At 55.2% G+C, this 17,474-nt stretch carries 16 protein-coding genes; all 16 read right to left on the reverse strand.

Going from position 1 to position 17,474, the window contains the following annotated elements; genetic code table 11:
• Position 1: 1 nt before the first annotated feature.
• The 16 genes from ACVMK0_RS09755 to ACVMK0_RS09830 all read right to left on the reverse strand — a co-directional run bounded on the left by ACVMK0_RS09755 (position 2) and on the right by ACVMK0_RS09830 (position 17,394).
• Complete coding sequence (locus ACVMK0_RS09755) at positions 2 to 709, reverse strand: class I SAM-dependent methyltransferase (protein ID WP_476463674.1); 708 nt, start codon at positions 707 to 709, stop codon at positions 2 to 4.
• Complete coding sequence (locus ACVMK0_RS09760) at positions 709 to 2,046, reverse strand: UDP-glucose dehydrogenase family protein (RefSeq protein WP_476463675.1); 1,338 nt, start codon at positions 2,044 to 2,046, stop codon at positions 709 to 711. The genes ACVMK0_RS09755 and ACVMK0_RS09760 overlap by 1 nt, the downstream gene beginning before the upstream one ends.
• Positions 2,043 to 3,179 carry an NAD-dependent epimerase/dehydratase family protein gene (locus ACVMK0_RS09765; RefSeq protein ID WP_476463676.1) on the reverse strand — a complete coding sequence of 379 codons (1,137 nt, stop codon included), beginning with the start codon at positions 3,177 to 3,179 and terminating at the stop codon, positions 2,043 to 2,045. The genes ACVMK0_RS09760 and ACVMK0_RS09765 overlap by 4 nt, the downstream gene beginning before the upstream one ends.
• 39 nt (positions 3,180 to 3,218) lie before the next feature.
• Positions 3,219 to 4,076 (reverse strand): glycosyltransferase family 2 protein, encoded by an 858-nt coding sequence (locus ACVMK0_RS09770; protein WP_476463677.1) that lies wholly within the window; start codon positions 4,074 to 4,076, stop codon positions 3,219 to 3,221.
• Positions 4,073 to 4,942, reverse strand: a complete 870-nt coding sequence (locus ACVMK0_RS09775) for a glycosyltransferase (protein ID WP_476463678.1) — start codon at positions 4,940 to 4,942, stop codon at positions 4,073 to 4,075. The genes ACVMK0_RS09770 and ACVMK0_RS09775 overlap by 4 nt, the downstream gene beginning before the upstream one ends.
• Positions 4,939 to 6,180, reverse strand: coding sequence for a hypothetical protein (locus ACVMK0_RS09780; protein ID WP_476463679.1), 1,242 nt, complete (start codon positions 6,178 to 6,180; stop codon positions 4,939 to 4,941). Before ACVMK0_RS09780 ends, ACVMK0_RS09775 begins: the two co-directional genes overlap by 4 nt.
• A gap of 5 nt (positions 6,181 to 6,185) precedes the next feature.
• On the reverse strand, positions 6,186 to 7,103 hold the full coding sequence (locus ACVMK0_RS09785; RefSeq protein ID WP_476463680.1) for a hypothetical protein: 918 nt from the start codon (positions 7,101 to 7,103) through the stop codon (positions 6,186 to 6,188).
• Positions 7,104 to 7,114: 11 nt separating this feature from the next.
• A complete protein-coding gene (locus ACVMK0_RS09790; protein ID WP_476463681.1) occupies positions 7,115 to 8,344 on the reverse strand; it encodes a class I SAM-dependent methyltransferase in 1,230 nt (409 codons plus the stop codon).
• A 30-nt stretch (positions 8,345 to 8,374) separates the two neighbouring features.
• Complete coding sequence (gene rfbF / locus ACVMK0_RS09795; RefSeq protein WP_476463682.1) at positions 8,375 to 9,148, reverse strand: glucose-1-phosphate cytidylyltransferase; 774 nt, start codon at positions 9,146 to 9,148, stop codon at positions 8,375 to 8,377.
• Positions 9,149 to 9,150: 2 nt separating this feature from the next.
• Positions 9,151 to 10,317, reverse strand: a complete 1,167-nt coding sequence (locus ACVMK0_RS09800) for a DegT/DnrJ/EryC1/StrS family aminotransferase (RefSeq protein ID WP_476463683.1) — start codon at positions 10,315 to 10,317, stop codon at positions 9,151 to 9,153.
• Positions 10,307 to 11,245, reverse strand: a complete 939-nt coding sequence (locus ACVMK0_RS09805) for a GDP-L-fucose synthase family protein (protein ID WP_476463684.1) — start codon at positions 11,243 to 11,245, stop codon at positions 10,307 to 10,309. The genes ACVMK0_RS09800 and ACVMK0_RS09805 overlap by 11 nt, the downstream gene beginning before the upstream one ends.
• Before the next feature lie 5 nt (positions 11,246 to 11,250).
• On the reverse strand, positions 11,251 to 12,348 hold the full coding sequence (gene gmd, locus ACVMK0_RS09810) for a GDP-mannose 4,6-dehydratase (protein WP_476464679.1): 1,098 nt from the start codon (positions 12,346 to 12,348) through the stop codon (positions 11,251 to 11,253).
• Positions 12,349 to 12,384: 36 nt separating this feature from the next.
• On the reverse strand, positions 12,385 to 13,821 hold the full coding sequence (locus ACVMK0_RS09815) for a mannose-1-phosphate guanylyltransferase/mannose-6-phosphate isomerase (protein ID WP_476463685.1): 1,437 nt from the start codon (positions 13,819 to 13,821) through the stop codon (positions 12,385 to 12,387).
• Positions 13,822 to 14,154: 333 nt separating this feature from the next.
• Positions 14,155 to 14,604 (reverse strand): transcription/translation regulatory transformer protein RfaH, encoded by a 450-nt coding sequence (gene rfaH, locus ACVMK0_RS09820; protein ID WP_476464680.1) that lies wholly within the window; start codon positions 14,602 to 14,604, stop codon positions 14,155 to 14,157.
• Positions 14,516 to 15,553 carry a plasmid partitioning protein RepB C-terminal domain-containing protein gene (locus ACVMK0_RS09825; protein ID WP_476463686.1) on the reverse strand — a complete coding sequence of 346 codons (1,038 nt, stop codon included), beginning with the start codon at positions 15,551 to 15,553 and terminating at the stop codon, positions 14,516 to 14,518. Before ACVMK0_RS09825 ends, rfaH begins: the two co-directional genes overlap by 89 nt.
• Positions 15,550 to 17,394 carry a recombinase family protein gene (locus ACVMK0_RS09830; RefSeq protein ID WP_476463687.1) on the reverse strand — a complete coding sequence of 615 codons (1,845 nt, stop codon included), beginning with the start codon at positions 17,392 to 17,394 and terminating at the stop codon, positions 15,550 to 15,552. The genes ACVMK0_RS09825 and ACVMK0_RS09830 overlap by 4 nt, the downstream gene beginning before the upstream one ends.
• Positions 17,395 to 17,474: the final 80 nt, after the last annotated feature.

The raw sequence follows: 17,474 nt of genomic DNA on the forward strand, positions 1-17,474 counted from the left end.
TTCAGGCGGGCCGTGCAAGCACCATCAGCGTATCCCCGCCGAGCAGCCGCACACCCCAGTCCCGGTTCAGTGCGAAAGCAATCCGCCTCGGCAAGCGGGCCACTCTGGTTTTCCAGTTGCTCTGCGGGGCGTTGAAAGCCGCACCGGTGTAACTCCAGTCCATGACCTGATAGCCACACTCGCTCAACAAGGAAAGCACCAGGCCCTTGGTGAAGTAATGGATATGCCCCACCTTGTCGCGCACATGAAGCAGCGGCTTTTCACGCAACACACTCAAGGCGCTGAGATCGAGGGGAAAATGAAATACGAAATAATCGGCACGGTTCTTGAGCGCTGTCAAAAATTCAAATGGATTGGGCAGGTGCTCAACCACATCAAGCAACAGCAGCGCGTCGAAGTGGCGGGTGGTTGCGGTCAGAAAATCCTCAACCTTGAAGACAATCGGCTTGCTTTTGTAGGCTTCCCAGAAGCCGGCAGCCGAAGGCGCGATTTCATAACCAAAGTACTGTGCTTGAGGCATAGATGCTTGCATAGCAGCCAGAATCCCACCCGCGCCACAACCCACCTCCACCACACTGCCCGGCTTGAGGTGGTTTGACCTGAGAATCTTTTCTACCGCACTCGCTTTCCAAGCGCTGTCCTCAATATCCCAGCTTGGATTTTTTGACAGATATTCGCCCGATTCATAGGTTGCGAATGGCAGATTCATTACAGACCGATCCCTTCATAGCGCGGAACCGATTTTTTGCTCAACATGCGCCGTCCGTCTATCAGCAGTGGCGGTTTCCTCAGGCAGTTAATCATATCAGGCAAAGCCTTAAAATCAGACCAACGCGTCATCAGGATGACCACATCCACGTCTTCAATGGTCTCTGCCAACGTATTGCAGTAGTGGATCGGTGCGTTCCTGAACTGCTTCTGCGCCTCATGGGTCGCAATTGGGTCGAACGCCTTGACGCTGGCAGCCGCCTTGAGCAGGTAGTTGATAACTGGAATCGAGGGTGATTCGCGGATGTCGTCCGTCCCCGGCTTGAAGGCCAGACCCAGCACGGCCACCCGCGTACCCTTGAGCTCGGGGAAATTCTTTTTCAGTATGTTGTTGATCTGCTGATACTGGACATTGTTGATGTCAATGACGGCTTTGAGCAACTGCATCGGGCTGCCACGCTGGGCGCCATAGGACACCAGCGCTTTCACATCTTTCGGGAAACAGCTTCCGCCAAAACCACAGCCCGCCTCGATATAGGTGGTAAAGACCGGAGTTATTCGCTTGCCTTCCACAATGGGTGAGAGACGGCGGTCTAGATGCACGCCCTTTGTCACTTCAGTCACATCGATGTCGCCAACCTTGGTACACAGGTTCGCAATCTCGTTGGAAAACGAGATCATGGTTGCTAGCAGCGAGTTGGCGGTGTACTTGATCATCTCCGCCGTCTTGCAGTTGGTTTCCAGTTTGTCCACACTCTCGAACACGGCGTACAGCTCGCGCTGCAGGGCGATACTTTTCTCGTCTATACCACCCAGAATAATGCGGTCAGGATTCATGAAATCGGAGATGGCCTCACCCTCACGGAGGAATTCCGGATTCATGCCAACGCCAAAATCCTTACCGGCTTTCTTGCTGGAAGCCTGCTCCAGGATTTTCAGTACCACGTTATCGGTCGTACCCGGCACCACTGTGCTCTTGACCAGCACCAGGTGATAGCTGTTCTTGTCTTTCAGCACTTCGCCGATCTGGCGCGCCACCGTTTCAATATAAATCAAGTCGATTTCATCGCCATTGAACGGTGTACCGACTGCAATGATGGAAATCTGTGAATCCAGAACTGCTTGCCGCAAATTGGACGTGGCGCCGAAACGCTGCCCCACGTTGCGCTTCATGAGCTCTTCAAGCCCTGCCTCATAGATCGGGGCAACTCCCGTATTGATCTTATCGACTTTTGCTTGGTCAACATCGACGCAAGTCACCTGATGGCCTTTGTCGGCCAGACAAATACCAGAAATCAGGCCCACATAACCCGTACCCACTACTGAAAGTTTCATCATGCATCCTCTGCTTCACGATTGCCACCGTACCAGACCATGGTGCGCCTCAGGCCGTTGTCGATATCGATTTTTGGGTCGTATCCAATTTCCCGGCGCGCCTTGCCAATCATTGGGCAGCGACGACTGGGGTTGTCAACCAAATAGTTCTGATCAGTGCTGGATTGGCGGACCACTTTGCCCTTGTACCCGAAGAGCTCACTGGCCATTTCGACCACACGGTCCGCGAGGTCCAGCATGGATATCTCTGGTGCCTCCACACCAATGTTGTAGGCCTCACCGGCTCTGCCGTTGATAAGAATCTTGTAGTAGCCAACGATGGCGTCCGCGACGTAGCAGAAGGTTCGGGTAGGTGAACCGTCGGACAGCATGACGATGTCGCGGCTGTTGAGTACGTCGCGCGCAAAGTCCGGCAATACGCGCCGGTCAGTGATTTTCAACCCTGGCCCGTAGTTATTGAACGGTCTGGCGATCTTGATTGGCAATTGGTGCTGCTGGGCAAAATTCACACAAAGGGTTTCTCCATAGCGCTTGGATTCGTCGTAGCAGGCGCGTGGACCGGTGCAGGACACGTTGCCACGATAAGTTTCCGGTGTCGGGATATTTTCCGACGTCGGGTCGCCGTATATTTCGCTGGTCGAATAGAACAGAAAACCCTCCACGGGTTTGCCTCTGGCCTTCTGCTTCATGCAGTAATCCAGCAGGGAACGCAGGCCACCCACATTCGCGTCCATCGTCTCGATCGGGTATTTGCGATAAAAAATTGGTGACGCAATCGAAGCCGAATGAATGATGAACTCAAAGTCACCCATGTCCGTGGGCAAGGGGTGCGTAATATCGTGACGGACGACCGCTAGCTGCGGATTCCCAGATAACGCAGTCAGCCAAGCTGGTACGCCGCGAATAAAGTTTTCATAAATCGTGAGATGGACCGGCGCTCTTGCGGGATTCAATCTGTTCCAGTGCAGCGCTGCCTGCAGGAGGTAATACCCCAGAAAGCCAGCCCCCCCGGTAATTAGCACCCGCTTTCCGGACATGACGCCAAATTCCGCCGCGAGGCCAGTGCAAATGTAATCAAGGTCTGCATGTACCACGTCCTGTGCGGTGTGCAGATGTTTTACTTGTATTGAAGTCATGAATGGAAACCTCGGGCTATTTCAATTTGAAAGTCAGCGTCACAGTTTTTTTCTGAGACTGCGACTCATTACAACCAGTTTGTTCGTCAGTTTGCCGCCAAGAATTTCCCACAGCAGCATGCGGCAGAAAATCTTGAACATGGCCAAGAGCCATTTGGGTCCCGGCCAGCGGATGCCATGCATTTTCTGAGCACGCCGGCCTTCCAGCATTGCATAAAACCCGTTTCTGGGTTTGCTGCTGATGCCACCCTGCTTCATACCCACCATGATCAGGTTCGGCGCAAAGTGCGCGTCATTTTGAATCAGTTCGCGCAGAAGCAATTCGTAGTCACCGGCAATCCGGAAGGAAAGATCAAACTCGCCATGTTCGACAAAAAGCTCCTTCCGATGCATCAGCCCAACGTAAGGCAGCGGCATGATTTGGCGCAAATCCCTTTTTGCCTGAGTCCAAGGTTCTCCAATCGCAAACAACTCATGCCCGGACTCGTCCAGCAGCATGATCTGGCCATAGGCAACCCGGATTTTTGGTGGCAACTTTCGCAGCTGCGCGGCCATTTTTTCCAGCACGTCGGGTGCATAAAAGAAGTCATCCGCACCCAGAATGCAAATCCAGTCGCCTAGAGCCTGACGGACGCCTTTGTTGAGCGCGTCGTATATGCCCTTGTCTTTCTCGGAAATCCAGTATGAGAAGTTGGCTTCATTTTCACGCAACAACTCCACCGTGCCGTCATTCGATCCGCCATCAATCACCACGGTTTGAACATGCGAATAGGTTTGTCCGCGAATGCTGTCGAAACATTTCTGGAGAGTTGGGATACCGTTAAATACTGCCACGATCACGGTGATCGTCGGTACGGATGCTTCAGACGTGCTTGCAACGGATCTGGTGGCGTTCATTTGACAGCTTTCCCGTGGCTCGCTGGAGACCCCACCTGTGCTTCCCAAAGGGCTTGAACCTCCTGGCTGAGCCGTGGATATGTCTTACTACCGTTTTCGCGATAAGAGTCCCAAACATAGACAAACTTCATCAGGAAATAGCTGATGTACGCCAATGACAGCGCGATGCCATCCCACCCCAGCATAAATGTTCTGCGCCTGAACAAGCCGTTGAAAACCGACTTGATGAGTTCATAGAACGCGCGCCGCAGTGCCTGGCCACGTCCTTCCGTTTTGTTGCTTTGTGCCTCGTATTTTGTGTAACGAAGATGCCGCAGGAAAAGATCGTCCGGGTCTTTGTTGGTACAGTGATAAAAAATTTGATCAGGCGCCATCAGGGGCATGTCATAAATGCGGTCGCTGCGATAGCCGACTTCTCGGTGCATTTCGTTGCTCAATGTAAGCACGGAGCGCCGTATCAGCGTGTATTTGTGCAAATCAAACCAGGGGGAACGCTCACTGCGAATACCCATACAGTAAATCCCGTAGGGCAGGCCGATTACGTCGTAAGGAAACTGCTTGTCACAGGTCAGTTTGACGATTTCTTCGACCAGTTCAGGATGGATAAGGCTGGAGGCCGTCGGGAACAGCAACCAGTCACAGGTTCCGCGATTTGAAAAATTCTTGGCGTAGTCTTCACTAGTGGAACTGAATGGCAATCTGATCACTTCGGTTGCATGTTTCTGCGCTATCTCCAGAGTCCGGTCAGTTGACTCTTTCACCAGCACAATGAGCTCTTCGGCCCATGTAAAGTTCTTAAGACAGGCCTCCAGCCGTTCTGCTTCGTTATAGACCTGCAGTACAACGGTGACATTAGATTTCCTCATGGCTTCGCAGCTTTCCGGTAACTTGTGTACATGTAGAAGACGGCAATCCACTGTGACATCAGCAGGGGCAAGCCGATGGAATACATGCTCAGGTGTCCGCTGCTGAGCAAAAGTCCGAAACCGAGCACGGTTGCGCCCAGCCCCAATACCGATGGCCGAAGTATGCTCGTCGTGCGTTCGGTCAGCGTAATGCACACCACTAGCGCGCTGGTGAAGAGATTGCTGCCTTCGGTGAAAATGCCAAACAGCATCAGCGGCCAGTGGCCTGCAATCTGGGCGGTAGTCAGATTTTCTGCGGCGAACGCACCCAGCAATAAAACAACCAGCGCTACTGCACCGAGCACAACACCCGCCCCCAAGAGATATCGGTTGAGGAAAGTGCCCGACGTCTGATACAGGCGCGGCGTGAATTGCTGACTGTATATCTGATTGAGTGCACCCACGGCTGCACCGCCGATGCTGGAAAGGGTGGCGAATATTCCGACCTCCTCCACGAATCCGAGCGGCACCAGCACCAGACGGTAGCCCTGCAGCTGCAGCCAGTTGCAGACGGCAAGGACTGATATTGGCGCAGAAACCCGCAGAATGTCGGCAAGATGAAATAGCTCGCCCTGATCTCCTCTGGTCAGTCCGAGACCGCCGGCTTTCGCGGCAAGGTGCAGCGCTGCGATGATCAGCGATGCGATCCATGCTAGGCTCAGTGCCAACGCATCGGCCTGCAAGAACTGTGTCAGCGCGAGAAAGAATACGACCCGAAGCAGCGCCTCTAGCACAACATTGGCTAACACACTTTGGATGTGCCCCAGATTGTTCAGTGTGTTGCGCAAACCCTGAACGGCATACAGCGTCCACGCTATACAGACAGCGATGATGGTGTAGAAAAAGTACTCGACCCTGAATAGATAACAGAAGATGCAAATTGCCAGCGCAAGCAGCCCGTAGGCTTTTGTTACTTGCAGGTTCAGCCGCAGCAGCGCACGAACACCGCCTGTTTCCTCCATCACTTTTTTCAGACGCGCCTGCTGAAAGTAATCCAGCGGAACAAAAAGCACAGCATTGGCCGCATACGACACCGTCAGCAGAAAAAAGTAGATCCCGAGCTGTTCCGCCGTCAGATAGCTTGCGTAGAGCTTGATGTTGACAAGTTGCAGGATGATCACCAGTGAACGCACACCGGAAATCGTGCCCAGCTGAACCAGCATCGTACGCCAGGTGCTAGAGGCTTGTTCGCTTGTCATAGCCTTCATACCTGCGCGGCAATCTCGGCGTCATGCCAGAGCCGGTTGACGCTTTCGGCGAAATTTCGGTAGATACCATCCGGAGTCTGGAAAGAGTCCAGCAGTCGTACCAGTACTCCAACGCGTGAGTCGGCTCCCGCATTGTCTACTTGCGTCTCAAGTTGAAACGGATCGACCAGATCGACCAGTGTTTTTTTTTGCTCCAAGGTAGTTTTGACAACGCTGAAACGACTTGTAGGGGATCGGCTGTCGACCGTGATATGGCATCGCGCCAGCCCGGGCCCTGAAACCAGCGCCTCCCATCTTTCGGGTTGTGTCGGACTCTCGCCTGAAAGCTCCGAATGCTGTATGCTGTCATAGCCATAGCTTGCAAGCAATGCAAGAAGATGGATCCCATAGAAACGCAATACTCCGCCCCCTTCACTGTGTGAACGCTTCCAGTTTTCTAGGCCATTGCGAAAATGGTGTGCCATGAATTCCCAGTTGATCGTGATCTCGGCCAATGGGTCTGATTTTTTCTCGAACTCCAGATCTTCTGCCCACCGCACATGCAAAAATGTGTATCCGATCCGATAGCGCCGGCCTTCGCGGGACAGTGTCTGCAGTATCTGACCTGCGAGCAGTGGACTGATGGCGACCGGCTTTTCCAGCACCAGCGTACGAAGATTCGGCAATTTGCCGATATCCAGCAGCAGTTTCCCCTGATGCGCTGGAACGGTTGCAAGCACAGCGCCAGTGGCCTGCTTGAGGGCTTCCTCACTGTCTGCGATCCAGCGAATGTCACTCAAACAGGAGTTCAGCTCTGGCCGACTGCGGACTTTTTCCTCATAGCGCTTGGGCAGCAAGACCGGACCGCCGAGGGTCCGAATCACTGCGGGCAGATAGCCATAAAGACCAAAGCCAGAGCCTGCGATCGTCAACATCGTTGCGTGGTCTAGGGAAAATCTTTGGGGTCAAGAATATTGAAGACTTCACCCTGAAATCCGGTCTTCCGAAGATAGCTAGTAATCTCCGTTCCGATGTGCCATGCAAGGTTCACGATAACCGGCGGGAAAGCACCGGTTCCAAATAGGTCTTCGTCGGATTTGATCGGTATGCGTGTTCCCGGAACATAGTGACCGATTTTCATTGAGCCCGGTTTTTCATAGACTGTAGCTATCGCCTCTTTGTCGATGCCCAGCAGCTTCACCATAATCGCCGACCTCCCTGGAAATGCCTTGGCCGTCAACGGGCCGTGCTGCGCCACCAGTTTCTGGATTCGAGTCCGGGTCAGGGATTTCCACTCCTCTATGTTGGCTGCCAGCTGGGCAAACCGGACTCCATACTGCGCTTCCTTTTGAATAACTGCATCAATAGCACTCTTGTCCTGATTCTGCGCCGGCCCGTTCATGAAGATGCGAATGTTGCCACCGTAGCGCGCTGGAAACTCGAAACCACTGAGCACTGCACCAAGATTCTTCGCTATTTGCATGAAAGAGCGAAGGCTGTAGGTACGGGGATGCTCGTGATAAAAAGTATCGAACTGATGCCGGTCAAGCACTGCACCCAGATAATGATTTTCAATGACCAGCAGGGTCTTGTCCGTCATCAGCACCTTCAGTGCAACAATCAAGCTGCGTAAATCCTCAATATGGGCGAATACATTGGTAAAGGTAATCACGTCGATCTTCGGATACTTGGCGTGAATCTTTTGCGCGGACTCCACCGTCAGAAAATCGTTGTAGAGTTCGTGCCCTTTGTTCAGCCCGTCAGAGTAGGCATCGGTTGGTTCCAAGCCAATGGTTGTAGCGCCTTTGGCCTGGAAGAAATCAAGCAGACTGCCATCGTTGCAGCCAACGTCGAACACGACTTTGCCATCCAGTCCACCCAAGCGTTGCTCTATAGTGTCCACTAGCGCGGACATGCCGTTGAGCACATCAGCAGTGAAGCGGGAGCGGTAGTGATAGGTCTTGGGGAACAGTTCCTGCTTTGGAACCTGGAAACGCTGATGCGCCGTACCGCACTGCTCGCAATACAAGATCTCGATCGAATACTCTTTGCAGACACGGCTATCACCGATGGCTACCAAATCGTCACAGAGCGGATGCATCCCGAGATTCAGCACGGAGCGAATCGCGGTGTTCCCGCATACTTCGCATGACTTCATTTCTTTGACTTGATTCATATTGAGTTCCTGACTTGTTGGCTACGAGACCTATTTCCAGACTTTCCAGGGCGCCTTGCCACTATTCCACAACTCTTCCAGAAGGTTCTTGTCGCGCAGCGTGTCCATGGGCTGCCAGAAACCTTCGTGCTTGTACGCGGCCAGTTGCCCCTGTTCAGCTAGATTTTCTAGCGGATAACGTTCCCAGCTGGTGCTGTCTCCTTCGATGTAAGAAATTACTTCCGGGGACAGTACAAAGAAGCCACAGTTGATCATCGCTCCGTCGCCCTTTGGTTTTTCTTTGAAGCTGCGGACTTTGTCGCCGTCAAAGTCAAGAGCCCCAAAGCGGCCTGGCGGCAAGGTGGCAGTTAGCGTTGCCTTAACTTTTTGTTTTTTGTGAAAGGCGATCGATTCGGCGATATCTACATCGCCTACGCCATCGCCATACGTAAAGCAAAAGGCATCTTCGTCCTGCAAATAAGGAGCTACGCGTTTGAGCCGTCCACCGGTCATGGTTTCCTCGCCGGTGTCGACAAGGGTGACACGCCAGGGCTCGGCGCTACGCTGGTGCACTTCCATGCTGTTCTTGCTCATGTCAAAGGTGACGTCCGACATGTGCAGAAAATAATTGGCGAAGTACTCCTTGATCATATAGCCCTTGTATCCACAGCATATGATGAAATCATTCACGCCGTGGGCTGAGTAGATCTTCATGATATGCCACAGAATCGGCTTGCCGCCGATTTCAATCATGGGCTTGGGGCGGACATTCGTTTCCTCGGAAATCCGGGTTCCCAAACCACCGGCCAGAATGACTGCTTTCATATTTATAGACTCTTGAGTTGGGCAATAGCTTCTGCAATGGAGTAGTAGTGATTGCCTACAAAAAGTCCATTTTTGTCAATGTGCTCTGCATTGACGAGGGGCCCTGCTACTGTTGAATTGAAATACTTGACTACTTCGTTTTTCGCGAAGTTACCAGCGACGATGGGGCGAACTTCAAATCCCAGCTGGTTCAAGCGATTTACCAGTTGCTGTCGTGTCATATCCGCACCCGGGCGAATGACCAAGCTGAAACCAAACCAACTGCTTTCACCAATCTCTTTTTGAATCATCACCCGCGGATGATTACCAATGGCGTCTTGCAGCAATGCCGCATTCTTGCGACGCCCTCTAACCAGCATCGGCAGTTTTTTGACCTGCTCGATACCCAGCGCGCCAGACATTTCCAGTGGCCTGACGTTGTAGCCGGGCAATACAAAACGGAAGGACTCCTTGAACGGGTCGTCGCTCTTCTCGCCGCAGACATGGTTGAACTTGGGCAGGTTGCGGGTCCAGCCATGGGCGCGCAAAGACAGCAGGATGTGATGGAGCTCATCATCATCGGTGCTGATGAGCCCACCTTCCATTGTTGAAATGTGGTGGGAAAAGAAGGAACTATAACTACCCATCACACCAAAGGTGCCGGCCTGCTTGCCCTCGAAGTACGCTCCGAGGGATTCGCAGTTGTCTTCGATAAGCGTGATCTTGCGCGACCCAATGATGGACTTGATGCGCGCGAAATCATTGGGATTGCCCAGCAGGTTGACCGCCATGATTAGCCGCGTCTTGTCGGTCACGGCATTTTGCAGTGCGTCGAGGTCGAAGTTCAGTGTTTCGAGGTCAATGTCCACGAACTTGATCTTCAGTCCATACTGGTACAGTGGGTAGTAGGTGGTGCTCCACGACACGGCGGGCACAATCACCTCATCTCCTGCCTTAATCGCAAGGTCGGGGTTCTTCGAGTAGAAGAGTGCTGCCACCATCAGCAGGTTGGCCGACGAGCCCGAGTTGACCATCACACAGTGCTTGACGCCCAGGTAGTTGGCGAATTGCTTTTCGAATTCGAACACGTTCGGCCCCATAGTGAACATGCCCGAGGTGATGATCCGCTGCAGAGCGTCGTATTCAGCCTGGTCCCAAGTGGCAGTGGCGAGTGGGTACTTAAAGCTCATGGATGCTTTCCTGGAGATAATATTGATATGCTTTACGGATGCCTTCATGCAGACTGGTGGTCGGCATCCAGCCCCAGTTGCGCTGCCTGTCGATGCGAACCAGTTTTTGTTTCATGCCGACGGGCTTGGACAGATCGTGAACGAAGCCTCCCTGCCAGCCAATGACTTCGGCAATGGCGGCGTAGTACTCGTTGATGCTGAAGTCATGACCTAAGCCAATGTTCATCAGATCCGGCATCTTTTCAAAGCTGGCGAGGCCATGCAGCACAGCATCCGCCAAATCGCCAGCGTACATAAATTCACGGCGCGCCGTGCCATCGCCCCAGATTTCAACCGCAGTTAGGCCCTTCAGTTTCGCCTGATGAACCTTGTGAATGATGGCAGGAATCAGGTGTGAATTCGTAGGTGAGAACTTGTCGTGTCGGCCATAAAGATTGCAGGGAATCAGCGTCTTGTACTGAAAATTTGGGTTTTCACGGCTGATGTACTGGCAGAGACGTGTGGCGAATATCTTGGCAATCGCATAGCCTTCGTTGGTGGGTTCGAGTTCGCCCTTGAGAATGAGGTCTTCGCCCAGCGGGTTGGTTGCATTTCGTGGATACATGCACGAACTGGCAAGGTTAAGCAGCTTGCTAACGCCAGCTTCGCGGGCAGCAATGATTACGTTACGACCCAGGTCCACATTGGTCACTAGAAAGTCGACCGGATACGCCATATTCGCCTGGATCCCTCCAACCCGACCGGCTGAATGAATCACGGCATCGGGTTTGACGTCCGCCATGAAGCGACACGTGGCGGCAAAGTCGGTGAGGTCCAGCTCGTGGCTGCCGGGTGCAATGAAGTCCCACTGAGCAGCTAGCGGGTGCTCCAAGATATTGCAGCCGACCATGCCACGGCCGCCGGTGAGCAGAATGCGCGCTTTGGCCACCGCGATCAGCCCTGGTTGCGTAGCGCTTTGTGGCCGTGTGCCTTGACCTTCAGGTCAAACTCAGCCTGCAGCATGTCGGAACGGGCCATTTCGCTGACCAGTTCAGCAAAAGTAATCTTGGGCACCCAGCCGAGCTTCTGGCGCGCCTTTGTGGCATCGCCAAGCAGAGTTTCGACCTCTGTCGGCCGGAAGTAGCGTGGATCGACAGCCACTGTGCACTGACCCGTTACAGAGTCATAGCCTCTTTCGTTTTCACCGGTTCCTTCCCATCGAATTTGCATGCCAAACTCTTGGGCAGCGGCATCGACAAACTCGCGCACTGTGTACTGCACGCCGGTTGCGATCACAAAGTCTTCGGGTTTGTCCTGCTGCAGCATCAGCCACTGCATCTCAACATAGTCTTTAGCGTGGCCCCAGTCACGCTTGGAATCGAGGTTGCCGAGGTAGAGGCAATCTTGAATGCCCAGCTTGATACGAGCCAAGGCACGGGTGATCTTGCGGGTTACAAAGGTTTCGCCACGAATCGGGCTTTCGTGGTTAAACAGGATTCCATTACAGGCGTAGATACCATAGGCTTCACGATAGTTGACGGTGATCCAATAAGCATAGAGTTTGGCTACGGCATATGGACTGCGAGGATAGAAGGGGGTCGTTTCCTTCTGCGGAATTTCCTGAACTAGACCGTACAACTCCGAGGTGGAGGCCTGGTAAAAACGGGTGGTTTTTTCCAAGCCCAGAATGCGCATGGCTTCAAGAATACGCAAAGCGCCTAGGGCGTCGCTGTTGGCAGTATATTCGGGTTCCTCGAAGCTGACAGCCACATGGCTCTGGGCCGCCAAGTTATATATCTCGTCGGGCTGGGTCTGTTGAATGATGCGAGTGAGGCTTGAAGAGTCAGTCATGTCCCCGTGGTGCAGCATAAAACGCTGATTGGCTTCATGAGGATCCTGGAAGAGGTGGTCGATCCGGTCGGTATTGAAGAGCGATGTGCGGCGCTTGATGCCGTGCACGATGTAGCCCTTGCCCAGCAAGAATTCGGCAAGGTAGGCACCATCCTGCCCAGTGACCCCTGTGATGAGAGCAGTCTTTATAGAGTTTGTCATGGTCTTTGTCATATTAGTAGTGACAGGGGTTAATGCTCAAGCCCTGCCATAGTCGTCTGTAAATCGGATAATATCGTCTTCTCCCAAGTAACTGCCCGACTGCACCTCGATAATTTCCAACGGAATGGTGCCGGGGTTAACTAGGCGATGCAATTCGCCCAACGGGATGTAGGTCGACTGATTTTCGGTGAGCAGCAGTTTTCTGTCGCCGCAGGTGATTTCGGCCGTGCCGCTGACGACCACCCAGTGCTCGGCGCGGTGATGGTGTTTCTGCAGGCTGAGGCTTGCACCGGGCTTGACCTGGATGCGCTTGACCTTGAAGCGGCCGCCCTCGTCAATGCTGTCGTACCAGCCCCAGGGGCGGTGCACCTTGCGGTGCAGTGTGTGCTCTTCGCGCTGTTGCTGCTGAAGGGCGTTGACGATGTGCTTCACATCCTGGCTGCGCGACCGGTCAGCCACCAGCACGGCATCGGGCGTTTCCACCACCACCAGATTTTTCACACCCACCAAAGCCACCAGGCGGTTGGTGGCATGCACCAGGGTGTTGCTGCTATCTGTGGCCAGCACGTCGCCCACATGGGCATTGCCCTTTTCGTCTTTGGGCAATACGCTCCACACCGCGTCCCAAGCGCCAAGGTCACTCCAGCCGGCGTTGAGCGGGGCCATGAGGATGGGGAAGCGGCTTCCCGGGCAGCGCTCCATGACGGCGTAGTCAACGGAGTCACTGGGAATGTCGGCAAACTCGGCCTTGCCAGGCCTTACGAATGCGGCATCGCTGCTGCGCAGAGCCCAGGCGGCACGGGTGGTGGCCGCGATGTCGGGCCGGAAGCTTTCGATGGCCTGGAGCCAGACGGACGCCTTGAGCACGAACATGCCGGCGTTCCAGTAATAGCCACCCTCTGCCAGGTACTGCCTGGCGGTGGCTTCATCAGGTTTTTCGACAAAGCGTTCGACCACCAAGGTGGACGTGGACGGAACAACGGCCTGGATGTAGCCGTAACCGGTTTCGGGGCGGTCGGGGGTGACGCCCAGGATCACGATGGCGCCCTCTGCCGCCTGACGTATTGCGTCGTGCATGGCGCAATTGAACGCTTCAGCGTCTGCCACAGTCTGGTCTGCGGGGGTGACGACCAGCACGGGGTCATCACCGTTCTCCACAGCGGCCAGTGCGGCCAGAGTCAACGCTGGGGCGGTGTTTTTGGCTATCGGTTCCAATAAAGCCGCACCAAGCTCAACGCCGATCTCAAGCAACTGCTCCAATGCCAGAAATCGGTGTTCTTCGTTGGTGACAATCAAAGGCGCGCAAATGTCAACATCCTCGCAGGAAAGGGCCATCAAGCGTTTTGTCGCGTCTTGGAACAAACTTTCATTCCCGGTCAAGCAAAGAAACTGTTTCGGAAAACCAGCTCGAGAAAGCGGCCAAAGCCGGGTGCCGGAGCCGCCGCAAAGAATTACTGGCTTTGCTTGAATCATGGTCGAACTCGAAAAATTCGCATGGATTTAATGGGGAACTGACTATCCAGATAGTCTGCGCCAATACATCGCATCAGACTAAAAATGCGCCCGCCCAGACGGCAGCAGCCAGTCCCAGCTGCAAGACCGGCAAAATTCAGGCTATGGGAGATGTGGCTCAATGCGCTTTAGGCACGCTACCGCCATGCCGTTTCACGATCAGCAAGCGCGGTCTGCGAGATCCAACAGGGGGAATCCGAGGCTTTTTATAAGCAGCGGAGTGCTGCAAAAATCCTAACGGATGGCTGCATTATGCCACACCGTCATGACTTTGAGAAATGTTTCGGCAGCGCTTCAGCCGACCTTGCGCAGATGGGCCGGCGCAACCCGCACCCGGACTTGCTTGGAGAGCAGTTCGATCAACACCATGACGCGTCGCTCGCCATCGGCCATTTGGTAGATGCCTTCGATACCTGCAAACGGTGCTTCCGTCAGGCGCACGCGCTCGCCCGGCTTGAAGAGGCGCTCGGGCTCGGCCTGGACGGAAGCTTCTTGCGCACGAAGGGCTTCGACCATCGAGTCGGCCACCTTGGCCGGCTCTACCCCGAAGCTGACGAGCCGACTGACGCCTTTGGTCGAACGGATAGGCGCCCAGCTTGGCGCTGAGTCGCCCTGGCCCAGGCGGATGAACAGGTAGCGCGGAAACAGGGGTTCGTCAGCAACCGTCAGCACACCCTGGCGGAGCTTTTCGGACGGAAGGGTGGGCAGATAGCACTGAAACCCTTGGCGCTGGAGGTTTTCCAGGGCGCACTTTTCCTGCCTGGGCTTGGTATGGACGAGATACCAGTGCATGACCACCTCCGAAGGTTATTTTTAATGTCAGCATTTTACCCTTCGGTATTGCGGTGCGGCAATGACCGTAGTTTTCTTCGGCGTCCTTGTACTGGGTCTGGACCTGGCTCATTTCCTTTTCCAGTTTGACGATCTGCTCGATGGGCGCCCGTTGCTTGTCGCGCTCGGTGGGCTTGAAGTCGGTGCGCTGCTCGGGTGGCGTGGCTTTGAGCAAGGCATCGGCATGCGCCACGGTGATGGTGTTGCTGGCGACCATCAGTTCCACCGCCTCCACCTGCCGTGCGGCTTTCATATTGCGCAGTACCCGGGTCACGTCGGGCGTGAACTGCTTGTCCTGCAGGCGGGCAATCGCTTCAGGGCAGATGCCTTCGAGCAGGTTGATGCGCCGATTGATGGAGCTCAGGTTCACGCCAAAGGCACGGGCCAGGCGTTCCTTGCTGACGCCACGATCGATGGCGCGGCGGATCATGTAGTGCTCCTGGATGGTGGAGAGCCGGTTGATGCGGTGGTTGTAGGTGTAGGTCTCGTCGTCCTTGGCGATCAGGCAGGGGGCCTCGTGGACACCGAGATCCTTCAGTGCCAGCACCCGCAAGTGGCCATCAAGCAGGATGAATTCCGGTTTGGCCGGGTCATGCTGGATGACCGACAAGGGTTCGATCAGCCCGATTTCATGGATGGAGGAAACGACCTGTTTGTACTTACGGGTGCTCATCACCCCATCTTGAATCCGCTTGCTGGGCATGAGGGTGTCCAACGGGATCTGGTAAGTCTCCAGATCGAAGCCGAGCAAGGTGTTGAGCGGGGCCTTCGGCAAGTTCGGCCCCTCTTCGGTTTCGTCGGCCTGGTGGATGCCGGGGTACATCGGCGTGATGTTGGGTTGTGCATTCATAGCGGGGCTCATGCGGTGGCTCCATTCAGGTTGTCGATGCGCTCGGCCAGATACTTGGGCAAAGTGTCCAGTCCCTCGGCGCGCAGCAGGTTGACGAAATGCTCGTCAGCGAAGAGCTTTTTGAGGCCCTGGACGACCAGCAGAAGGCGCTGGTGCGCGTGCTCGGCCTTGAGCACCATCTTGCGTTGCCGTTCCACCTCGCGCTGGTAAGTGCGCACCAGGCTGTAGCTGGAGGCGGGCGGTTTGATCTGGGCAGGATCGGGGGAGCCGGGGCCGTAGGCCTGGCGTTTTTCGACGAGGCGCTTGGTCTCGATGATCTGGCGCCGGTTGAGCTGGCCATTCTCATAGGCTTCCTGAAGCATTTCGCCCAGGTTTTCGTCATCATCCTTGGCGCGGGCGATTTCAAGGGCGGTGGTGAGCGGAATGGCGCCGCGCTGCACGCCTTCGATCAGGCGCTCTTCGCCCTGGTCGAGCAGGAAGACGATGTCTTTGACGTACTTGGGCGAGAGGCCGGTTTTGTGGATGATGGTGTCGGCGTCGTAGCCCCTCTTGCGCAGGATTTCGATGTCGGCCAGGATTTCCAGGGGCCGGTGGCCACGCCGGGCGATGTTCTCCGCCAGGCTCATGATGAAGGCGTCTTCATCGCTGACGTCGACCACCAGGGCCGGGATGTGGGTTTCGCCCAGGATGATCTCCAGATGCTCAGTACCACCCGGTGGGCGGTAGCCAATCAATTCGTAGGCGCGAATGAGGCTGCCAAAGCGGGAGGTGTACAAACTGGCCGAGGGGCCGTTGGCCACCTGGTCGATGATGAAGCCCGACAGGCGACCGCACTCGGCGTAGAGCGCCTTCAAGTGGTTGAGCAATTCCTCGTCCGTCAGCCGTTTGCTGCGTTCAGTCAGCACCTCCTGTGCGGCCAGAAAGGTATCCAGGGGCACGATGCCTTCAAATGCGCCCTCCTTGCGGATCCACATTTCGGGCGGGTTGTCGACGTGCTTTTTCTTGAGCTTGAAGGAGTGGCGGTTGTAGACGTTGTTGCCGATGTACTTCTCGTTGGTCAGCACCTGACGCACCGTACTGTAGGTCCAGGGGCAATCACGATCGGTGTAGATGGGGATGTCGTTGAGGCGCTGGGCGATTTCAGACAGGGGCAGGTCATCCTCGACCAGCCAGCGGTAGATCTGGTGGACCGTGGCCACTTCCTGCGCCGGGCCCGGCACCAGGATCACCCGGTCGGTTTGCAGGCTTTTGTGCTCGCCCGGTTTCAAGGTGGCCTTGATGGTGCCGCTCTGGTCGATTAGCACCCGGCGCAAGCCAAACCCGGCCGGGCCACCCTGGCGAAAGCCCAGCTCGATCAGGCGGCACTGACCAGCAAATACCTTGGCCGAGAGTTCGCGGCTGTATTCGCCGGCCATGGCGCGCTTGACACCCTTGACGATCGTGGAGACGGGGGAGCCATCGTTCTCAAACTGCTCGGCGACGTAGGCGACGCTGATGCCCTGGCGTTTGCAGATGTACTCGTAATAGGCGGATTCGTCCGCGTCCTGAAACCGGCCCCAGCGGCTGACGTCGTAGACCAGGATCAGGTTGAAATCGGTGTTGCCCGATTCGACATCGGCGATCAGCTTTTGCAGGGAGGCACGGCCACCGATGGAGAGACCGCTTTTGCCGTCGTCGGCATAGGTGCGCACGATCTCAATGCCGCGCTTGTCGGCGTACTCGCGGATCTTGTCGGCCTGATTGAGCGTGGAGTACTGCTGGTGTTCGGTGGACATGCGCACGTACTGGGCGGCGCGGAAGGTTTGGTTTTCAGTCAAGGTCATGATCTCTCGGAGCTTTTTTGTTTCAGTCATGTTTGCTTCGAAGGCCAAGCCGTATCAAGGTCATGCGGCGCAGATCGTCCAGATAAAGTCGCGCAGGCAGGCAATGGGCG

The organism is Serpentinimonas sp. SSL01, from assembly GCF_056323735.1.